Genomic DNA, 16688 nt, shown 5'->3' with positions numbered 1-16688 from the left:
ATCATGAGCAGTAAATTTGCATTTAATAGTTTGGATTCTACGTTGTTATATAAAAGTGATTTACTAAAGCGTATATTTTTTACGCTAATGGCTTTAGTTTGTTATCGTTTAGGCACTTATGTTCCTATTCCTGGAGTTAATCTTGATATAATCAATGATATATTTCCAAAAGAGAGTTCTGGTGTTTTTGGAGTATTTAATTTATTTTCTGGTGGCGCTTTAGCTAGAATGACGATCTTGGCGTTAAACGTTATGCCATACATAGTTGCATCCATAGTTATGCAATTATTATCTTCTGCCGTTAAAGGAATCAATGAAATTAAAAATGAAGGAGAGTTAGGACGTCGAAAGATGAACTCTTATATACGCTATATGACTATAGTGTTTTGTATCTTTCAATCAATTACGATCTTAATAGGGTTAGAAAGAATGAATAGGGAAGGGGTATTAGTTGTAGTTGAACCTGGTATTATGTTTCGTACTATAGGTGTCTTTAGCCTTTTAGGTGGAACTATATTTTTAATATGGCTTGGTGAGCGGATCAGTGTGAGCGGTATAGGCAATGGTATCTCATTAATCATTTTTACTGGCATAACATCTGAATTACATAATGCTTTATCATCTCTGCTAACATTAAATAAAAATGGTAGTATGTCGTTTTTCATTACCCTTTTTGTTATAGCATTGTTTTTTTTACTGCTCCTTTTAGTCATTTTTACAGAATCTTCTTATAGAAAGGTAATTGTTCAATATCCCAAAAAACAGTTTAAAAAATTACATAATGATGATTTTACTTACATTCCATTGAAGATCAATTTATCTGGTGTAATACCAACTATTTTTGCTAACGCAATTCTATTAACGCCTATTTCAATTGCAAATTTCTATAAAGGTCATGCCATTGCTGATTTTATTTTAAACTACTTTATGGCAAATAAAGTGATGTACATTATAACTTACTTAATACTCATAGTACTTTTTAATTTTTTCTATACCAATTTTATATTTAATCCAGAGGAAAATGCTGATTTTCTTAGGAAAAATGGTGGTTTTATTCCTGGTAGAGGCCCTGGAAAACATACTTCTGATTATCTTCAAGATATAGTTTTTAAATTAACATTTATTGGGTCTGCGTATTTGGTGGTAATATGTACTATACCTGAAATTATGAGGTATCATTATGATATACCATTTATTTTTGGTGGGACGAGCTTGCTGATTATAGTTAACGTTATTACTGATACTATTATGCAAGTACAATCTTATGTTTTTTCAAATAGGTACGATAGTTGGATAAAGAAATATGAGTCTAAAACAAGGAGACTAAAGTGATTATTACAATTTTTGGTCCTCCTGGCTCTGGTAAGGGTACTCAGTCCAGTTTGTTAATAGCAAAGTATAATTTTAAATTAGTTTCAGTAGGAGATTTATTAAGGAATATTATATCTAGTGGGAGTAAATTAGGTAAAGGAATAAAGGATACTGTTGAATCTGGTAATTTAATTCAAGATGAAGTTATATGTAAATTATTGTGTGACCAGCTTGCATTAATAGATGGTGATTTTTTGTTAGATGGTTTTCCAAGAAATTTAAATCAAGCTCATTTTTTAACTCAAGTTTTGCAAAAAAGATGCAATAGGGATGTTGATCTTGTAATTGAGTTGCAGCTTGACGATAATATTGCAATTGATAGATTAAAAGATCGTCTTACTTGTTTGGATTGTAAAAGTATATATAGTATATCTTCTTTTAAGAATACTACTTGTGCTAAATGTAAAAGTACGAGATTGGAGAAGAGAATTGATGATGCTAATATGCTTGCAATTAATAAGAGGATAAGAGAATATCATTCTCAGATAAAGGGTTTGCGCGAGTATTATAAGGGCAAGTTGTTAACAATTAACGCTAATTTGAGTGTTGATAGAGTAATGCAAGAGATTGAAAGTAAAATTTCTTGTAATTTGATTTGACTATAAGTTGTTTTATGGTATAAATTAAGAGTTATTATTAATAAAGTATCGAGGTATCAGTGGCACGTATTGCAGGCATAAATGTTCCGGTGAAGAAGTGTATTCCTTTTGCATTAACTTATATACATGGTATAGGTATTACTACTGCGAATATAATTTGTCGTAGCTGTAAAATTGATGAGCGTAAGCGTGTTTCAGAATTACAAGATGAAGATATAGAGAAAATTAGTAGTTTTATTAGGCAAAAATATGTCATAGAGGGTGAGCTCAGAAAAAAAGTGGCTATGGATATAAAATCTTTAATAGAAATCGGTTGCTATAGAGGATTAAGGCATAGAAAAGGTTTGCCTGTGAGGGGACAAAGAACCCATACTAATGCTAAAACTCGTAAAGGCAGATCTAAATTGCCTATTGCTGGAAAAAAATAAAATTTGTTATTATCGTGAGTTTTTATGAAAAAAGTTAAAACGGTTGGTAAGAATACAAAAAGGTTTATTACTGGTATTGTCCATATTCGTGCAACTTTTAATAATACTTTTGTAAATGTGACTGATGTTTGTGGTAATACGCTTTACCAGACTTCTGTTGGTGCATGTGGTTTTTCTGGTTCGAGAAAATCCACACCTTATGCTGCAGGTAAGGTTGCCGATTCTGCTGCGAAGAAAGTAACAGAGAGATTTGGTATGAAGGTTGTTTCTGTAATAATTCGTGGTCCTGGTTTTGGTGCAGAAGCTGCAGTTAAAGCACTTAGGAATTGTGGATTGACTGTCACTTCAATTGCAGATAAAACGGCGATACCTCATAATGGGTGTAGACTAAGGAAAAAAAGAAGAGTATAGGATATTTGGAAGGTTTTTGTATGTATTATAGTGATAATGTCTCTTTCTGTGGAAATTTAGATAGATTAACTAAGCCTAATGCGATTAAGGTAATATCAGGTGATTCAAGTAAAAAAGGTGATATAGTTCTAGAACCTTTGGAAAGTGGTTTTGCTTTAACGTTGGGTCATGCATTAAGGCGTGTAATGTTGTCTTCTCTTCGCGGTAGTGCTGTTTATGGAATAAAAATTGAAGGCGTGAATCATGAATTTACTTCGATCCAAGGAGTTAGGGAAGACATAACTGATATAGCATTAAATATGGGCATGTTGAGATGTAAGCTAAATAACACGTCTAATAAGTGCTTAAATTTGAGCGCTAAAGGGCCTTGTCAAGTATTAGCTGGAATGATAGAAACTGATGACCAATGCTCTATTGTTAATAAAGATTTGGTGATATGTACACTAGGTCAAGATGTGGAGCTTAACATTACTATATATGTTGCTAGCGGAAAAGGTTATCTTCCTGTAAATAAATATAAAGAAAATGAATTTTTAAAGCTTATGAATGAACAAGATTTAATTGGTTTCATTCCAGTTAATGCTTTATATAGTCCTGTCGAGAGGGTTTCGTATAGAGTAGAGAATAGTCGTGTTGGTCAAGTTACTGATAAAGATAAGCTAATATTGTCAATTGAAACTGATGGTACAATCTCTCCAAGTCAAGCTGTTGACTATGCTGCAAGAATATTACAGGAGCAATTTCAGCCTTTTATTAGTTCTGATATGAGTTATAAAAAATCGCAGGTCTCTTTGTCTAGTGGTGCTAAAGATTTGGGCTATGATCCTGTTCTATTGCGTAAAGTAGATGAAATGGAATTATCTGTTAGATCTCATAACTGTCTGAAAAATGAAAATATCACTTATATAGGTGATCTTGTGCAAAAGACGGAAGTTGAAATGTTAAGAACTGCTAATTTTGGCCGAAAGTCTTTGAATGAAATCAAGGCAATTTTAAATAATTCAGGTTTGTCTTTGGGTATGAATATACCAAATTGGCCGCCTAAGGATATAGATGAACTGGCTAAACAACATACTGATGAGGATTAGGTAGTATATGAAACATGGAATAAAGAAAAATAAACTGTCTCGTTATACCGAGCATAGGTTATCAATGTTAAAGAATCTATCTATCTCGTTAATTAATCATGAGCAGATTGTAACTACTTTACCAAAGGCTAAAGCACTTCGTCCATATGTGGAAAAGTTTATTACAATTGCTAAGAATAACGATTCTTTACATGGTAGAAGGCTTTTGCTTTCACGTCTTCATAATAGTAAGTTAGTAGTTGATAAATTATTAAGCGTTCTAGCTAATCGTTATCAAGACCGTAAAGGTGGATATTCTAGAATAATAAAATTTGGTACTCGAAAGGGTGATTGCGCTCCAATGGCAGTGATAGAGCTAGTTGATAGAGATATTTCAGCAAAAGGTGAGATTTATAGTAAAAATAAAAAAGGAAGCAAAGTAGTTACACAAAGCTAATTATTCTTTTTATGGTAAGTAGGTTACGCTATTTTGTAGGTTACTTTGGAGAATTGTTAGTTTCGATATATTTAAAGCTGAAATTCTATAATGTTATAAAACGTCGCTTCCGTTGTAAGTTGGGTGAAATTGACTTAATTGTATCTAAAAAAAGGGAGCTGATTTTTATAGAAGTTAAAACAAGTTTATTTGGAAAAGAAGTACCGATATCTCATTTTCAGTGTCAGTCTATTATAAATTCTTCTAAATATTTCTTAAGTAAAAATCTTGATTTTTTAGATTATTCAGTCAGATATGATTTATGTTTTCTTTCCTTAAGGAGAAGACCTATTTATATAAAAAATGCTTGGATTGAACAATGGTAGCTAAAATAATTTAGATTTACTAGAACAGGTAATTGAATATGAAAAACAATAATTTAGTTTCATCTTATGCTAGAGCACTGTTTCATGTCTCAGGAAGCAGATTAGGTATTATAAGAAAAGAAGTAGAATTTTTGTTAGCTTTTTTTAAAGATCAAGATGTTTTTGTGTATCTATCTCATCCTATGGTTTCTCTTTTGCACAAAAAAGAAGCGATACTTTCTATAAAGGAGAACTTGAGTGAAAACTTAGTCAAATTTATTATGGTTACACTTGCAAACAAGCGCTCCCGTTTATTAATCCTTATATTAGAAAAATTCTTAAATCTTGTAAGGGAAAGTGAAAATGAATTGGAAATTACTATAAAATCAGCAGAGATTTTAAAGAAACCTGATATAAAAATAATTACTGAATCTTTGAACTTTCTTGGTAAAATAATAAAAGTCAGTCATGTGGTTGATCCTTCTATACTAGGTGGCTTTGTAGTTAGGTATGGTTTTAACTTGATTGATGCTTCGCTTAAGAGTTATTTGGATAGATTGGTTGATTTGAGTAAAATGGAAATGTTGAAAATAAGGAATTGTATATGAAGAATAGCATAAATGCCTCTGAAGTAGTAAACATAATAAAAGAGAAGGTTGAGACATTTGATAATCCTATAAAACGAGAAAATATAGGTGAAGTAATTTCAGTAACGGATGGTATCACATTGGTCTATGGGCTGGAAAAAGCAAAGTTTGGTGAAAAGGTATCTTTTGCAAGCGGTGTAGAAGGAATAGTTCTTGATTTAGATCATGATACAGCTGGAATAGTTGTGCTTGGCAATGACCGTGATGTAAAAGAAGGGGACGTTGTAAAATGTAGTGGTGATGTTGTACAGGTGCCTGTAGGTCATGAATTATTAGGGAGAGTTGTAAATGCATTAGGCGATCCTATAGACGATGGCGGAGAAATTAGAGCCAAGAACAAAATGTATATAGAATCTAAAGCGCCAGGTATTATTGACCGTAAATCTGTGCATGAACCTCTGCAGACAGGAATTAAAATTATAGATTTGTTGATTCCTATAGGTAGAGGGCAACGTGAATTAATTATTGGCGATAGACAAATTGGTAAAACCACTATTGCGATTGATACTATTATCAATCAGAAGAAGATTAATGATGAGGTAAACGAAAATCAAAAAATTTACTGTGTTTATGTTGCTATTGGACAAAAAATTTCGACAGTAGCAAAAGTGGTGAATAAGCTAAAAGAAAGTGGAGCATTAGAGTATACAACCGTAGTTGTGGCTAGCGCATCTGACTGCGCGCCTATGCAATTTTTAGCACCTTATACCGGTTGCACTATTGGAGAATTTTTCCGTGATAATGGAATGCATTGCTTGGTGGTATATGATGATTTATCTAAGCATGCTGTGGCATATAGGCAGATGTCCTTATTGCTCAGACGTCCTCCTGGTCGTGAAGCTTATCCTGGAGATATATTCTATGTACACTCTCGCTTGCTTGAAAGAGCTGCCAAAATGTCTGATGAAAAAGGACAGGGATCTTTGACTGCTTTGCCGATTATTGAGACTCAGGCTGGCGATGTATCTGCATATGTTCCAACTAATGTGATTTCAATTACCGATGGACAAATTTTTCTTGAGTCTGAATTGTTTCACAAAGGATTTCGCCCTGCAGTGAATATAGGTTTATCGGTTTCTCGGGTTGGCTCTGCTGCACAATTGAAATCTGTGAAAAAAGTTGCTGGTTCTATAAAGCTGAGTTTGGCCCAATATAGAGAACTGGAAGACTTTGCTAAATTTGGTTCTGATCTTGATGCTACTGTTCAATTGTCCTTAAACAAAGGTAAATACCTTATTGAATTATTAAAGCAAAAACAGTATTCACCTATGCAAATAGAAGAGCAAGTATTGCTTATGTATATCTTTTCTAATCTGTATGGTCAATTAAATAAGGTACAGGTGAGCAACATCAATAGGTTCGAGTGTGATCTTATCAATTATTTTCAAACTGTTCACCCTGGAGTTTTAAAAAAGTTGTCAGGTGACATGAATGATGATATAAAAGATGATATTCTTGGTATTGTGAGTGATTTTGTCACTCAATTTAATTGCGTTTAGGCGGTGATTATGACTTCATCCATTGTTAACAAGTTTCCTATTACAAGGGAAGGTTTTGAGAGTATGCAAGTCGAACTTGAGAAATTAAAGGAAGAAAAACCTTCTATCATACAGGCTATTTCTGATGCTCGTGATCAAGGCGATTTATCTGAAAATGCAGAATATCATGCAGCACGGGAAAGATTAAGTTTTATTGAAGGCCGCATAATTGAGGTAGAGAGTAAACTTTCACATGCAGAAGTGATAGAAGTAAAAAATTTGTCTGGTGATACAGTAATGTTTGGTGCAACTGTTACGGTAAGCATGCTCGGTGATGATAACAGTGAAATAGAATATGTTTATAAGATTGTAGGTGGGTATGAAGCTGATGCTTCAAAGCAGTTGATCTCTACGGATTCACCACTCGGTAGTGCTTTAATTGGCAAAAAAGTTGGTGAGTATGTGGAAGTGATAGTGCCAAATGGAGAGAAATTGTATAAAATAGTTAAGATTGAGTTTAAGTAAATCATGGTACAAGTAACTTATCCTTCAATTAGTCTACCCGGTATTTCTTCTGTGGAAGATGTATTGAGGGATGCTAGTTCTGGTAAATTATTCATTTTAGTTGACGATGAAAACAGAGAGAATGAAGGTGATCTGATTGTATTAGCTGAGAAATTAGAGCCAGAACATGTGGCTTTTATGGTTAGATACGGTACAGGGATTGTTTGTTTAGCAATGACTAAAGTTCACATGAAAAGGTTAGGCCTTAGTTTCATGGAAAAAAAAAATGTTGGTGAAAATCATACTGCTTTTACTACATCAATTGATGCACGTTATGGTATTACTACGGGTGTTTCAGCTGAGGATAGAACAAAAACTATACATGTTGCTATTGATAAAAATAGAACTCAGGATGACATTATAACTCCCGGTCATATTTTTCCTGTGATTGCACATGAGGGTGGAGTAGAGCAACGTGCTGGTCATACTGAAGCAAGTGTTGAGATAGCTAAGTTAGTGGGATGTAATCATTCTGCAGTTATTTGTGAATTAGTGAATGATGATGGCTCTATGATGCGCTTACCCCAGTTGCTTGAATTTGCTGAACAACATAATATTAAGTTAACTACCATTGATAAACTTATCAGTTACGTTCAAAATTTAAACTAGCGTTTATAGATTCGTATAGTTTAAGTGTTAAAATACAAAATTCCTCAAAGTTATACAAACAAGGAATTTCCATGTCTAAGCTTTTTGTTTTACTATTTTTTTTCGTATACTGTAATAGCGCTTACTCTGTTAGTATTATTAGAGATAGTGAAGTGGAAGCGGTAGTTAAGGATCTAGCGCAACCTTTATTTTCTGCTGCGGGTATTGATAATGATAAAATAAAAGTTTTTATAGTTGATGATAGATCGATTAATGCTTTTGTAATTAACAATAATAGCATTTTCATTCATTTAGGGCTTTTACAATATTCGACTGAACCTTATGTCTTACTTGGTATATTAGCACATGAAATTGCTCATATATCTGCTGGTCATGTATTACAAATGAGTAGTGCTGTAGGTTATTTTCAATCAATAGCAATGATTAGTTATATGGTAGGATTAGTTTCTAGTATTGTCATTAACCCTCAGGTTGCGAGTGCAATCTTGCTTAGTGGTGTAACGCTTAGTTCAAGGTTGTTTTTTAACTATTCTCAAGAGCAAGAGAGTGTAGCAGATAGCTATGCTTTAAGATACCTAGATGAATCTGGCTATGATAATTTGGGTATGAAAGAGATTTTTGACTATTTTAAGAGTATTGAGCATGAAAACACTGAAGAGTATTTCCGCACTCACCCACTTAGTGATAAGCGTATATTTGCTGTACAGAATTATAAGGTTAAAAACAATATAAAACCAATCCTTGCAGATAAATTGCTGAAGTTTGAGCGTATGGTTGCAAAGCTAGACTCTTTCTTTGCTCCTATTCATGTGTTATCTAATAAATATGAAGGTAGTTCTAAGTATGTAAATGCTGTAATTCATTATAGGCAAGGAAAGATAGAAGAGGCTATTACTAAAGTTAATTCATTGATTCAAGAGTCACGCAATGATCCTTATTTATATGAATTAAAAGCGGAGATGTTATACAAAGCTGGAAATTTAAGTGAAGCAATAAAAATGTATGAAGAATCACTTAGATATTTATCTGAGAAGAATAACTATTTAGTGAAACTTGCGTTATCTCATACTTTATTATTACACGGTGAAATAGAGAAGGCAATTTTTTACCTAGAGCAGGTTGCAAACGTAGAAACAAATAACGCCTTTGTCTGGAAGTATTTAAGTATTGCATATAAACGTAGCGCTGATATGGCAATGTATTATTTTGCTTTGACGAAAAAGGCTTGTATTGAAGGTAATTTAGAGAAATTTATGAAATACGCCGATTTAGCTGTTAAAAGCTTACCAAAAGACAGCTCTTACTTGCTACAAATTGAAGATATGAAACAACAATACACACAAAAACACGCTTACTTTTAGGATTATTTTCCACACTTATCCAACATATCTTTTACTTCAGTACTTATATTGGGTATAATTTTCATTATAATCGTTTTGGCGCCAAAAAATACACCACAAAACATACCTAAGGCAAAGAGAGCTGGCCATGGCATTCTACCAAATATTGCAAGCAAAGCTGCACCTATTATGACTACAGTCATAAGTGGTCCGCCTATTCCCCAAACGTAACCAATAATGTTGCATATTACTTGGGCAGTTGTATCTTCTATGTCGCTAGCAGCACTTGCGTAATCTGAAAAAGAGAGAAACAGCACTATACATAAAGCATTAAAAAATTTTTTTATTATATAGCTCATTCTTTTGCCTCCAAGTAATAAACTAGTGTGAATCTAAATTTATATATATTTATTTTAAGGTAAAACTCATAGTTTGTCCATAAATAAGTGTTGCTACATAAATAGCCCACCATTGATGTTAAGCACATGCCCCGTTATATATCTTGCTTCGTCGCTTGCTAAAAACAATACCCCTGCTGCTATTTCTTCTCCTGTTCCCATTCTTTTCATTGGAATATTATCTAATATTTTTTCTTTTTGTTTTTCATTTAAAACTTCAGTCATCTTAGTATCTATAAACCCAGGAGCAATGCAATTTACTGTTACACCGCGACTTGCAACTTCTTTTGCTATAGATTTGCTCATAGCTATTATTCCAGCTTTTGATGCTGCATAATTTACTTGCCCGGCATTTCCTGTCAATCCTACTATTGAGGAAATATTTATGATTCTTCCCCAGTTGTTTTTAATTAATTTTCTGCATGCTTCTCTATTTAGTTTAAATGTAGAGTTCAAATTAATATCAATTACCTTTTGCCATGCTTCATCTGTCATTCTCAACAATAAGCTGTCTTGTGTAATTCCTGCATTGCATATGAGTCCATCAAAGCCTTTCATCAACTCACTTGCTTTATTTATTAGTTGATTTACCTCTTCAGGATTTGATAAGTCGCAAGGAAGTACGTGAATGTTTTTTTCATATTTTTTAGCAACTTCTTCGAGTACTTCTTTTTTTGTACTAGAAATACATAAAGTTGCTCTGGCCTTATGCATAATTTCTACAATTGCTTGCCCTATCCCGCCTGATGCACCAGTAATCAGAAATTTCCTGTCTTCTAATCCGAACATGATAATTTTTATATTATCCCAGCTCTTAACAGAATATTAAAAGACTTGCAATAGATTTTTTTCATAACTTTCATTTAATAGAAGCTTCTTGACAAATCTTGTGTTTATTGGCGAAATTATGGCGGCTGCATGCCTTTTTTTATTTTTTTCTATTCAGCCTAAACACGCTTCGTTTAAGTGTTAGCACATTATCAATTACAGTAATAAAATCAGCACCATGTGGATTCTTTTGCCTTTTTTTTGATTGGTAAATTTCTTAACACTTATAGCTAAAGTAATTTAAGAGAGCCAGCGCGTGACTAGTTCTTATTACTTGATCAGTCTTCTGGATCCCAGTACTGGAATGACAGGAGTGTGAGATAAGGCTACATTCATACTCCAACAGGTATGACATCATAGAGGTCATTGAGATGACAGGAAAGAATACTTGAATGACAATAGGGACACTAGAATGAAAGGAAAAGAGGCTATTTAATTGTGCTGAATTTTACAAAATTTATTACTCCTGCCTGACAAATTCATTAGAATAGTATGTATAGTATGTTTATTAGTGAAAATCCGAAAAAAATGCAAGAAAAGTTAATATATTACTTTAGCCAAAGCAACTGTGAAGGTAATGCAGCAATGAGAAATCTACTAGGAGGGAAGGGAGCAAATCTGGCAGAGATGTGTAACATTGGCATTCCTGTTCCACCTGGTTTTACAATTTCCACTGCTGTTTGTCAGGCCTATTGTCAAGATAATGAATTGTCTTGTGATCTACGTAACGAGATAAAAAACTACATGGCGATGCTCGAAAGTGACATCGGTTGTAAATTCGGGGATGCAAATAATCCTTTATTAGTTTCCATACGCTCTGGTAGTGTGAATTCAATGCCGGGCATGCTCGATACAGTCCTAAATGTTGGCCTAAATGATGCAACCGTTGTTGGTCTTGCAAAAAAAAGTGGAGAACGTTTTGCCTATGATAGCTACTGTCGTTTCATCATGATGTACTCGAGTGTTGTACTACAGCTTGACCATCACTTATTTCAAGACATTGTTGATAGTGAACAGCAAAAAAGTGGAGCAAAAAGCTTAGCTAATCTTAATGTTGATGTTTTAAAGAAAATTGTTAATGATTTCAAAGAGATAGTATATGAAAAAACTGGAAAGCATTTCCCGCAGAACGTTGAAGAGCAATTGTTAAACTCGGTTAATGCAGTATTTGCCTCTTGGAAAAACGATAGGGCTGTTTCCTATAGAAGAATACATAGTATTTCTGAAAACCTTGGAACTGCAGTTAATGTACAAGCAATGGTTTTTGGCAATCTGAACGATAATTCTGCAACCGGCGTGATATTTACACGTAATCCTTCAACTGGAGAAAAAAAGCTTTTTGGTGAGTTTTTAGTTAATGCTCAGGGTGAGGATGTGGTTTCTGGTGTTTATACTCCTATGCCAGTTAACGGCGAGCAAGAAAACACCATAGAGAAGTTGCTACCAAGCATCTACCGAGAATTATGCGCGGTATGTGAAAAACTTGAAAGGCATAATAAGGACATGCAGGATATCGAATTTACTGTACAAGACGGTAAGTTATGGATTTTGCAGACTAGGTCTGGCAAGCGCACAGCCGAAGCTGCTATTCGCATAATAGTTGATATGGTAAACGAAGGAGTGATTACAAAAGAGGAAGGAATATTGAGAATTGATCCAAAAACCTTTGACAATTTATTACATCCAGTTCTTGATGTTAAAATTGATCAAGAAGTAGTAGGAAGAGGGTTACCAGCTTCTCCAGGTGTTGCTTCTGGATATGTAGTATTCAGTGCAAGTGATGCTGAAAAAGCTGCAGAGCAGGGTAAAAAAGTAATTTTGGTAAGATCAGAGACGAGCCCTGAAGATATTAATGGAATGAATGCTGCAAGTGGAATAGTAACAGCGAGGGGAGGTATGACCTCCCATGCCGCTGTTGTAACTCGTGGGATGGGTAAACCATGCATTTGTAGTCTAAATGGACTTTATATTGATAAAGATGAAAAATTTCTTTCTATGGGGGATATAAAAGTAAATAAAGGTGAATCAATCACCATCAATGGAGGAACAGGAGAGGTTATGCTTGGTATTCTTCCTACAATTTTGCCTGAATTATCTCAAGAATTCAAAACGATAATTAACTGGGTAGATGAAATCAAAACAGTGAAGGTGAGAGCGAATGCTGATACTCCAAAAGATGCAAAAATTGCAAAAGAATTCGGTTCAGAAGGTATAGGATTATGTCGCACAGAACATATGTTTTTTGCTAGTGATAGAATCGAATTCATTCAAAAATTGATAATAGCTGATGATGAAAATGAAAGGGCAAATGCATTAAATAAACTCGAAGAAATGCAAAAGTCTGATTTCAAAGAAATATTTTCTATTATGGAGGGCAGGGAGGTTACTATACGTTTGCTTGATCCACCTCTACATGAGTTTTTGCCCCACAATCAATCTATTATAGAGAAAATTGCCAAATCACTGAATAAGTCAGTTGAATCAGTAAAAAATAAAATAGCACAGTTATCAGAAAAAAATCCAATGCTTGGCCATCGAGGTTGTAGACTTGCCATTTCTCATCCTGAAATATATGGCATGCAAATTAGGGCAATACTCAGTGCTGCAAGTGAATTAAGGAAAGAAAAGAAGATAGAAGTGAAACCTGAAATCATGATTCCTTTTATCATGAGTGAGAAAGAGTTTATTCTGATATGCGAGTTAATAAAGAAAGAAGCCGAAAATTTCGATGTGAACTATTCAATCGGAACGATGATAGAACTGCCACGAGCAGCACTGATTGCTGATAAATTGGCAAAACACGCAGAATTTTTTAGTTTTGGCACTAATGATTTAACACAAACAACTATGGGACTTTCACGAGATGATTCAGTTAATTTCCTCGATTCTTATAAGGAAAGCAACATATTTGAAAACGATCCATTTGAAGTGCTAGATGTTGAAGGGGTAGGGGAATTAATCAGAATAGCTATCGAAAGGGGCAAAAAAACCAGAAAAGAAATTAAACTTGGTATATGTGGAGAGCATGGAGCGAATCCACAGTCCATAGAGTTTTTCATCAAATCAGGGGTTGATTATGTGTCATGCTCGCCCTATAGAGTACCGGTTGCAAAGTTAGTGGCAGCACAGTTTAGCATAAGTTTGTTGGGTAGCACAACTGTACGAACATAGATTTCGCTAACAAGTAGCGGAATGATGATTTTTCAAATTGTCGATAAATCTAAGTCAGTTTAGCTATTTTGCTGCTACTTTTTTTCTTAATATCTTAAGAAAGATTGACTTTTTGTCTAAAATAATATAGGATAAAGTAATAGTGAGTGAGGTAAAAATGTCAATATCAAAAGAACGTAAGGAATATTTACTAGAAAAGTTTAAATATGCTGCCAAAGAATTTGGCAAGTCTGGTACAAAGTCCAATCATCTAGCAGTACCAAAGGAACAGCAACTCTCTATTGATTTAGGTAATAGAAAAGTTTTTGGTATCATAAATAAGATTCTGTATTGGATAGAGAATAATTTTACTTATTTTTTTCCACGATATAATTTGTTTCCAGAAGTTGGAGTTGAAGGAAGAAAAATTCCTGGAACTAATACAAGGGTTAAGTATTTTACTCCAGATGACCAAGCAGAATATACTAAAATTCCTCATGAAGGAAAATTATACGTGGACTTAATGCCAGAAGTGGAAGGTAACAAGTTAAAAGGCTTTAAAGGCAAACTATATGATACAACTGATAAAATTAGTAAGGGTAAAAAAGGTTGTGTAGCTTATGTTATCACGCTTGATGGAAAATTAGTAACTCATGAACATATTAATGTTAACAAAAGCGAATGGGCTTATCGTCATTCAACTCTTGCAGGTGGTAGTCCAGTTTTATGTTCTGGTTTAATGAAAGTGGTAAATGGTAAAATAACTTATATAGACAATAATAGCGGGCATTATAAACCAGAATCAGCAAACTTATACAATGCAGTGAAAAAGTTAGAAGGTCTATTTTCGGAAGATGCAAAAGTTGTTTGCCTACCATATTGGATTAGCTTGAAAAAACAAATTCCGCTTATACGCAAAATTAGTCTAGCCAAACGAGAACCTGTAGAGAAATTCTTGGAAAGGATGAAGAAAAAAGGGAAAGATGGATTGACTCAATATGAAAGACATTTTGAAAAGATAAAGGAATTTAATGAGCAGTATGAACAAAAATTGCTTCTTGCAAACTATAAGTCACCTACAAATGAACTGTCCTACAAACCAACTATACATAAAAAACACAGATTGAAATACTCTGAATATATTAACTTACACCTTAATTTTTTGAAAGAGTTTGATGAAAATCCTGAAGTGCAAAAAATAGCAATAGAACATTCAATAAGAAGGGTTATTGGAGCAAATTATGGCCATAAACCTACAGTTGCGCTTGCTAAGGCACAGGTAATAGATAAAGATGGAAAGCTGCAAGAAACGGACGAAATAGTAGGTATAAATGTTGCTTTTCACCATGAGAATGATCGTGATGGCTTTGCTAAACTTCTAGATTTTAAAAAGTATAGCTATATTTGCGAACCTCATTTGCAAGATAAAAAAAATAGAGCTGATATGGAAAAATTAATGCCCAATAAACATACAGTTTTTATGAGTACAGACCAGGCTAATAAATTTATAAAGGGCACTTTACAAATTAAAATTGATAGTGTTGAACAATTGAGTACCAGTTTGGTGATGGGCTAAAGCTCTGTTTAAATATATATTTAGTTTTGTTACAATATTCTTATTTTCATCATATAATATGATGGAAATTTTATGCACAACTTTTTTATTTGATTAAAAATTGCATTTTTGCAATAAAAACTTATTTATTGTAAGAAAACTTGCTCATATAAAACTATTTATAGAGTGACAATAGCTGTGTTATACTTACACTTCTGATTCGAAAATTTATGCAGTTATTTCTAACAAGATTGGTCAATAAACTTTACTGTTTAAGGATGAGAAACAAAGTAATCATCGTTTCCGGTATTGCTCTTATTCTACTGTTTTTTATCAACAGTACATTTTTAAAAAAAGATCAGGCGGTTCATAGTGATAATCCAATTAGTAGTTTTTCAGTAAAAACTCAGGATTATACTCCACAAAATCGCACTGTATATTTAAATTTTTCTGGTACAGTAAATCCCTTGCATAGGGCAAGCCTTGTCTCAAGAACAAGTGGTCAAGTTATTGCTATTTATTTGTCTGATGGTGAAAAAGTAAAAAGAGGCGATGTAATTTTAAAGATAGAAGATTATGACAGAGTTGCACAAGTTGAGAAAGCCAAAGCTTTGTTAAATCAGCGTGAAATTGAGTATGATTCCTCTAAAAAATTGAATAAAAAAGGCTATGGAGCACAGATAAGAGTGGAAGCAGCTTTTACTGCATTGCAGAGTGCAAAAGCTGACCTAAAAAGGCTAGAGTTGGATTTAGAAAATACTGCGATTAAATCCCCTATTGATGGTTATGTAGATAAGATCAACGTAAATGAAGGGGATTTTGTTAATCTTGGACATAAGATAACTGACATAGTTAATTTTGATCAGGTTCTTGTAGTGTTGTATGTTTCAGAAAATGAAGTAAATAAAATAAAACTGGGTAGTGCAGCGCAAATTAATTTGCTAGACGGAAGGGAATTAGTAGGTGAAGTGAGTTTTATTAGTAAAATTGCTGAGCCTAAAACTGGATCTTATAGAGTGGAGGTCAAGGTAACTGATAATGAAATTATATCCTTGCAAGGACTGACTGCTAGTGTAAGCCTACCTTCAGGTGAAAAATTTGCATATAAAATTCCTTCTTCAGCCTTGAGCTTAAGTGACGATGGTGTTCTTGGAATAAAGATTGTTGATGACAATAATTATGTAGTATTTACACCAATAGAAATTGTTGACCATGAAGAAGATGGGGTTTGGATAGTAGCAAATAACGAAAATAAGCCTATAAATTTAATAACATTGGGTCATCTATCTGTTAAGCCTGGTGATAAGGTATAACTCGAATGTAACATGACAACGAATCCTGTCATCCCAAGGATGTCATTCAAGTAGCTGACACTGAAATCGAGAAAAGAAGGCAGTGTCTGGACACTAACACTATGTTTTTATCTATCTTATTTTGCCACT

17 protein-coding genes are annotated in these 16688 nt (G+C 33.6%); 15 read left to right on the top strand and 2 right to left on the bottom strand.

Annotated elements, in window-relative coordinates; genetic code table 11:
* The first annotated feature begins 3 nt into the window (after nucleotides 1-3).
* From secY to OOT12_RS05520, 12 genes are all read left to right on the top strand, one after another.
* Nucleotides 4-1332 carry a preprotein translocase subunit SecY gene (secY, locus tag OOT12_RS05575; protein WP_010404717.1) on the top strand — a complete coding sequence of 443 codons (1329 nt, stop codon included), beginning with the start codon at nucleotides 4-6 and terminating at the stop codon, nucleotides 1330-1332.
* Nucleotides 1329-1970, top strand: coding sequence for an adenylate kinase family protein (locus OOT12_RS05570; RefSeq protein WP_264374634.1), 642 nt, complete (start codon nucleotides 1329-1331; stop codon nucleotides 1968-1970). The genes secY and OOT12_RS05570 overlap by 4 nt, the downstream gene beginning before the upstream one ends.
* A 59-nt stretch (nucleotides 1971-2029) precedes the next feature.
* The gene (rpsM, locus tag OOT12_RS05565; RefSeq protein WP_010404723.1) at nucleotides 2030-2398 is read left to right on the top strand and encodes a 30S ribosomal protein S13; all 369 of its coding nucleotides are present in this window, start codon (nucleotides 2030-2032) and stop codon (nucleotides 2396-2398) included.
* Between the two features lie 24 nt (nucleotides 2399-2422).
* A complete protein-coding gene (rpsK, locus tag OOT12_RS05560) occupies nucleotides 2423-2809 on the top strand; it encodes a 30S ribosomal protein S11 (protein ID WP_264374635.1) in 387 nt (128 codons plus the stop codon).
* A 20-nt stretch (nucleotides 2810-2829) separates the two neighbouring features.
* Nucleotides 2830-3897, top strand: a complete 1068-nt coding sequence (locus tag OOT12_RS05555; protein ID WP_264375913.1) for a DNA-directed RNA polymerase subunit alpha — start codon at nucleotides 2830-2832, stop codon at nucleotides 3895-3897.
* A gap of 7 nt (nucleotides 3898-3904) precedes the next feature.
* Nucleotides 3905-4333 (top strand): 50S ribosomal protein L17, encoded by a 429-nt coding sequence (rplQ, locus tag OOT12_RS05550; RefSeq protein WP_264374637.1) that lies wholly within the window; start codon nucleotides 3905-3907, stop codon nucleotides 4331-4333.
* A gap of 11 nt (nucleotides 4334-4344) precedes the next feature.
* Nucleotides 4345-4698 carry a YraN family protein gene (locus OOT12_RS05545; RefSeq protein ID WP_010404733.1) on the top strand — a complete coding sequence of 118 codons (354 nt, stop codon included), beginning with the start codon at nucleotides 4345-4347 and terminating at the stop codon, nucleotides 4696-4698.
* 38 nt (nucleotides 4699-4736) lie between these two features.
* The gene (gene atpH / locus OOT12_RS05540) at nucleotides 4737-5285 is read left to right on the top strand and encodes an ATP synthase F1 subunit delta (protein WP_064085599.1); all 549 of its coding nucleotides are present in this window, start codon (nucleotides 4737-4739) and stop codon (nucleotides 5283-5285) included.
* Nucleotides 5282-6823, top strand: coding sequence for a F0F1 ATP synthase subunit alpha (gene atpA, locus OOT12_RS05535; protein WP_007302558.1), 1542 nt, complete (start codon nucleotides 5282-5284; stop codon nucleotides 6821-6823). Before atpH ends, atpA begins: the two co-directional genes overlap by 4 nt.
* A 9-nt stretch (nucleotides 6824-6832) precedes the next feature.
* The gene (gene greA / locus OOT12_RS05530) at nucleotides 6833-7327 is read left to right on the top strand and encodes a transcription elongation factor GreA (RefSeq protein ID WP_007302559.1); all 495 of its coding nucleotides are present in this window, start codon (nucleotides 6833-6835) and stop codon (nucleotides 7325-7327) included.
* A gap of 3 nt (nucleotides 7328-7330) precedes the next feature.
* Nucleotides 7331-7975 carry a 3,4-dihydroxy-2-butanone-4-phosphate synthase gene (ribB, locus tag OOT12_RS05525; protein ID WP_007302560.1) on the top strand — a complete coding sequence of 215 codons (645 nt, stop codon included), beginning with the start codon at nucleotides 7331-7333 and terminating at the stop codon, nucleotides 7973-7975.
* A 71-nt stretch (nucleotides 7976-8046) separates the two neighbouring features.
* Nucleotides 8047-9336, top strand: a complete 1290-nt coding sequence (locus tag OOT12_RS05520) for a M48 family metalloprotease (protein ID WP_264374638.1) — start codon at nucleotides 8047-8049, stop codon at nucleotides 9334-9336.
* A 2-nt stretch (nucleotides 9337-9338) separates the two neighbouring features.
* Here the strand turns inward: OOT12_RS05520 and OOT12_RS05515 are convergent, their stop codons facing one another.
* Both OOT12_RS05515 and fabG read right to left on the bottom strand, forming a co-directional pair.
* The gene (locus OOT12_RS05515; RefSeq protein ID WP_264374639.1) at nucleotides 9339-9674 is read right to left on the bottom strand and encodes a TrbC/VirB2 family protein; all 336 of its coding nucleotides are present in this window, start codon (nucleotides 9672-9674) and stop codon (nucleotides 9339-9341) included.
* Between the two features lie 93 nt (nucleotides 9675-9767).
* Nucleotides 9768-10502, bottom strand: a complete 735-nt coding sequence (fabG, locus tag OOT12_RS05510) for a 3-oxoacyl-[acyl-carrier-protein] reductase (protein WP_264374640.1) — start codon at nucleotides 10500-10502, stop codon at nucleotides 9768-9770.
* A 540-nt stretch (nucleotides 10503-11042) separates the two neighbouring features.
* Here fabG and ppdK point away from each other — a divergent pair.
* The 3 genes from ppdK to OOT12_RS05495 all read left to right on the top strand — a co-directional run bounded on the left by ppdK (nucleotide 11043) and on the right by OOT12_RS05495 (nucleotide 16559).
* Nucleotides 11043-13712 carry a pyruvate, phosphate dikinase gene (gene ppdK / locus OOT12_RS05505; RefSeq protein ID WP_264685249.1) on the top strand — a complete coding sequence of 890 codons (2670 nt, stop codon included), beginning with the start codon at nucleotides 11043-11045 and terminating at the stop codon, nucleotides 13710-13712.
* Between the two features lie 157 nt (nucleotides 13713-13869).
* Nucleotides 13870-15267: a hypothetical protein gene (locus tag OOT12_RS05500; RefSeq protein WP_264374642.1), complete on the top strand. Its 1398-nt coding sequence runs from the start codon at nucleotides 13870-13872 to the stop codon at nucleotides 15265-15267.
* A gap of 257 nt (nucleotides 15268-15524) precedes the next feature.
* Nucleotides 15525-16559 carry an efflux RND transporter periplasmic adaptor subunit gene (locus OOT12_RS05495; RefSeq protein WP_264374643.1) on the top strand — a complete coding sequence of 345 codons (1035 nt, stop codon included), beginning with the start codon at nucleotides 15525-15527 and terminating at the stop codon, nucleotides 16557-16559.
* The last annotated feature ends 129 nt before the right edge of the window (nucleotides 16560-16688 follow it).

The organism is Wolbachia endosymbiont (group B) of Parapoynx stratiotata (genome assembly GCF_947250635.1).
Classification (GTDB): Bacteria; Pseudomonadota; Alphaproteobacteria; order Rickettsiales; family Anaplasmataceae; genus Wolbachia.
The sequence above is the reverse complement of the archived record's forward strand: the minus strand, read 5'-3'. Positions and strand labels throughout refer to the sequence as shown.

Excerpts from the sequence above, each read along its gene's own strand:
- secY (WP_010404717.1), top strand. The coding sequence starts at position 4 with ATGAGCAGTAAATTTGCATTTAATAGTTTGGATTCTACGTTGTTATAT.
- rpsK (WP_264374635.1), top strand. The coding sequence starts at position 2,423 with ATGAAAAAAGTTAAAACGGTTGGTAAGAATACAAAAAGGTTTATTACT.
- OOT12_RS05555 (WP_264375913.1), top strand. The coding sequence starts at position 2,830 with ATGTATTATAGTGATAATGTCTCTTTCTGTGGAAATTTAGATAGATTA.
- rplQ (WP_264374637.1), top strand. The coding sequence starts at position 3,905 with ATGAAACATGGAATAAAGAAAAATAAACTGTCTCGTTATACCGAGCAT.
- OOT12_RS05545 (WP_010404733.1), top strand. The coding sequence starts at position 4,345 with ATGGTAAGTAGGTTACGCTATTTTGTAGGTTACTTTGGAGAATTGTTA.
- atpH (WP_064085599.1), top strand. The coding sequence starts at position 4,737 with ATGAAAAACAATAATTTAGTTTCATCTTATGCTAGAGCACTGTTTCAT.
- atpA (WP_007302558.1), top strand. The coding sequence starts at position 5,282 with ATGAAGAATAGCATAAATGCCTCTGAAGTAGTAAACATAATAAAAGAG.
- greA (WP_007302559.1), top strand. The coding sequence starts at position 6,833 with ATGACTTCATCCATTGTTAACAAGTTTCCTATTACAAGGGAAGGTTTT.
- ribB (WP_007302560.1), top strand. The coding sequence starts at position 7,331 with ATGGTACAAGTAACTTATCCTTCAATTAGTCTACCCGGTATTTCTTCT.
- OOT12_RS05520 (WP_264374638.1), top strand. The coding sequence starts at position 8,047 with ATGTCTAAGCTTTTTGTTTTACTATTTTTTTTCGTATACTGTAATAGC.
- OOT12_RS05515 (WP_264374639.1), bottom strand. The coding sequence starts at position 9,674 with ATGAGCTATATAATAAAAAAATTTTTTAATGCTTTATGTATAGTGCTG.
- fabG (WP_264374640.1), bottom strand. The coding sequence starts at position 10,502 with ATGTTCGGATTAGAAGACAGGAAATTTCTGATTACTGGTGCATCAGGC.
- ppdK (WP_264685249.1), top strand. The coding sequence starts at position 11,043 with ATGTTTATTAGTGAAAATCCGAAAAAAATGCAAGAAAAGTTAATATAT.
- OOT12_RS05500 (WP_264374642.1), top strand. The coding sequence starts at position 13,870 with ATGTCAATATCAAAAGAACGTAAGGAATATTTACTAGAAAAGTTTAAA.
- OOT12_RS05495 (WP_264374643.1), top strand. The coding sequence starts at position 15,525 with ATGAGAAACAAAGTAATCATCGTTTCCGGTATTGCTCTTATTCTACTG.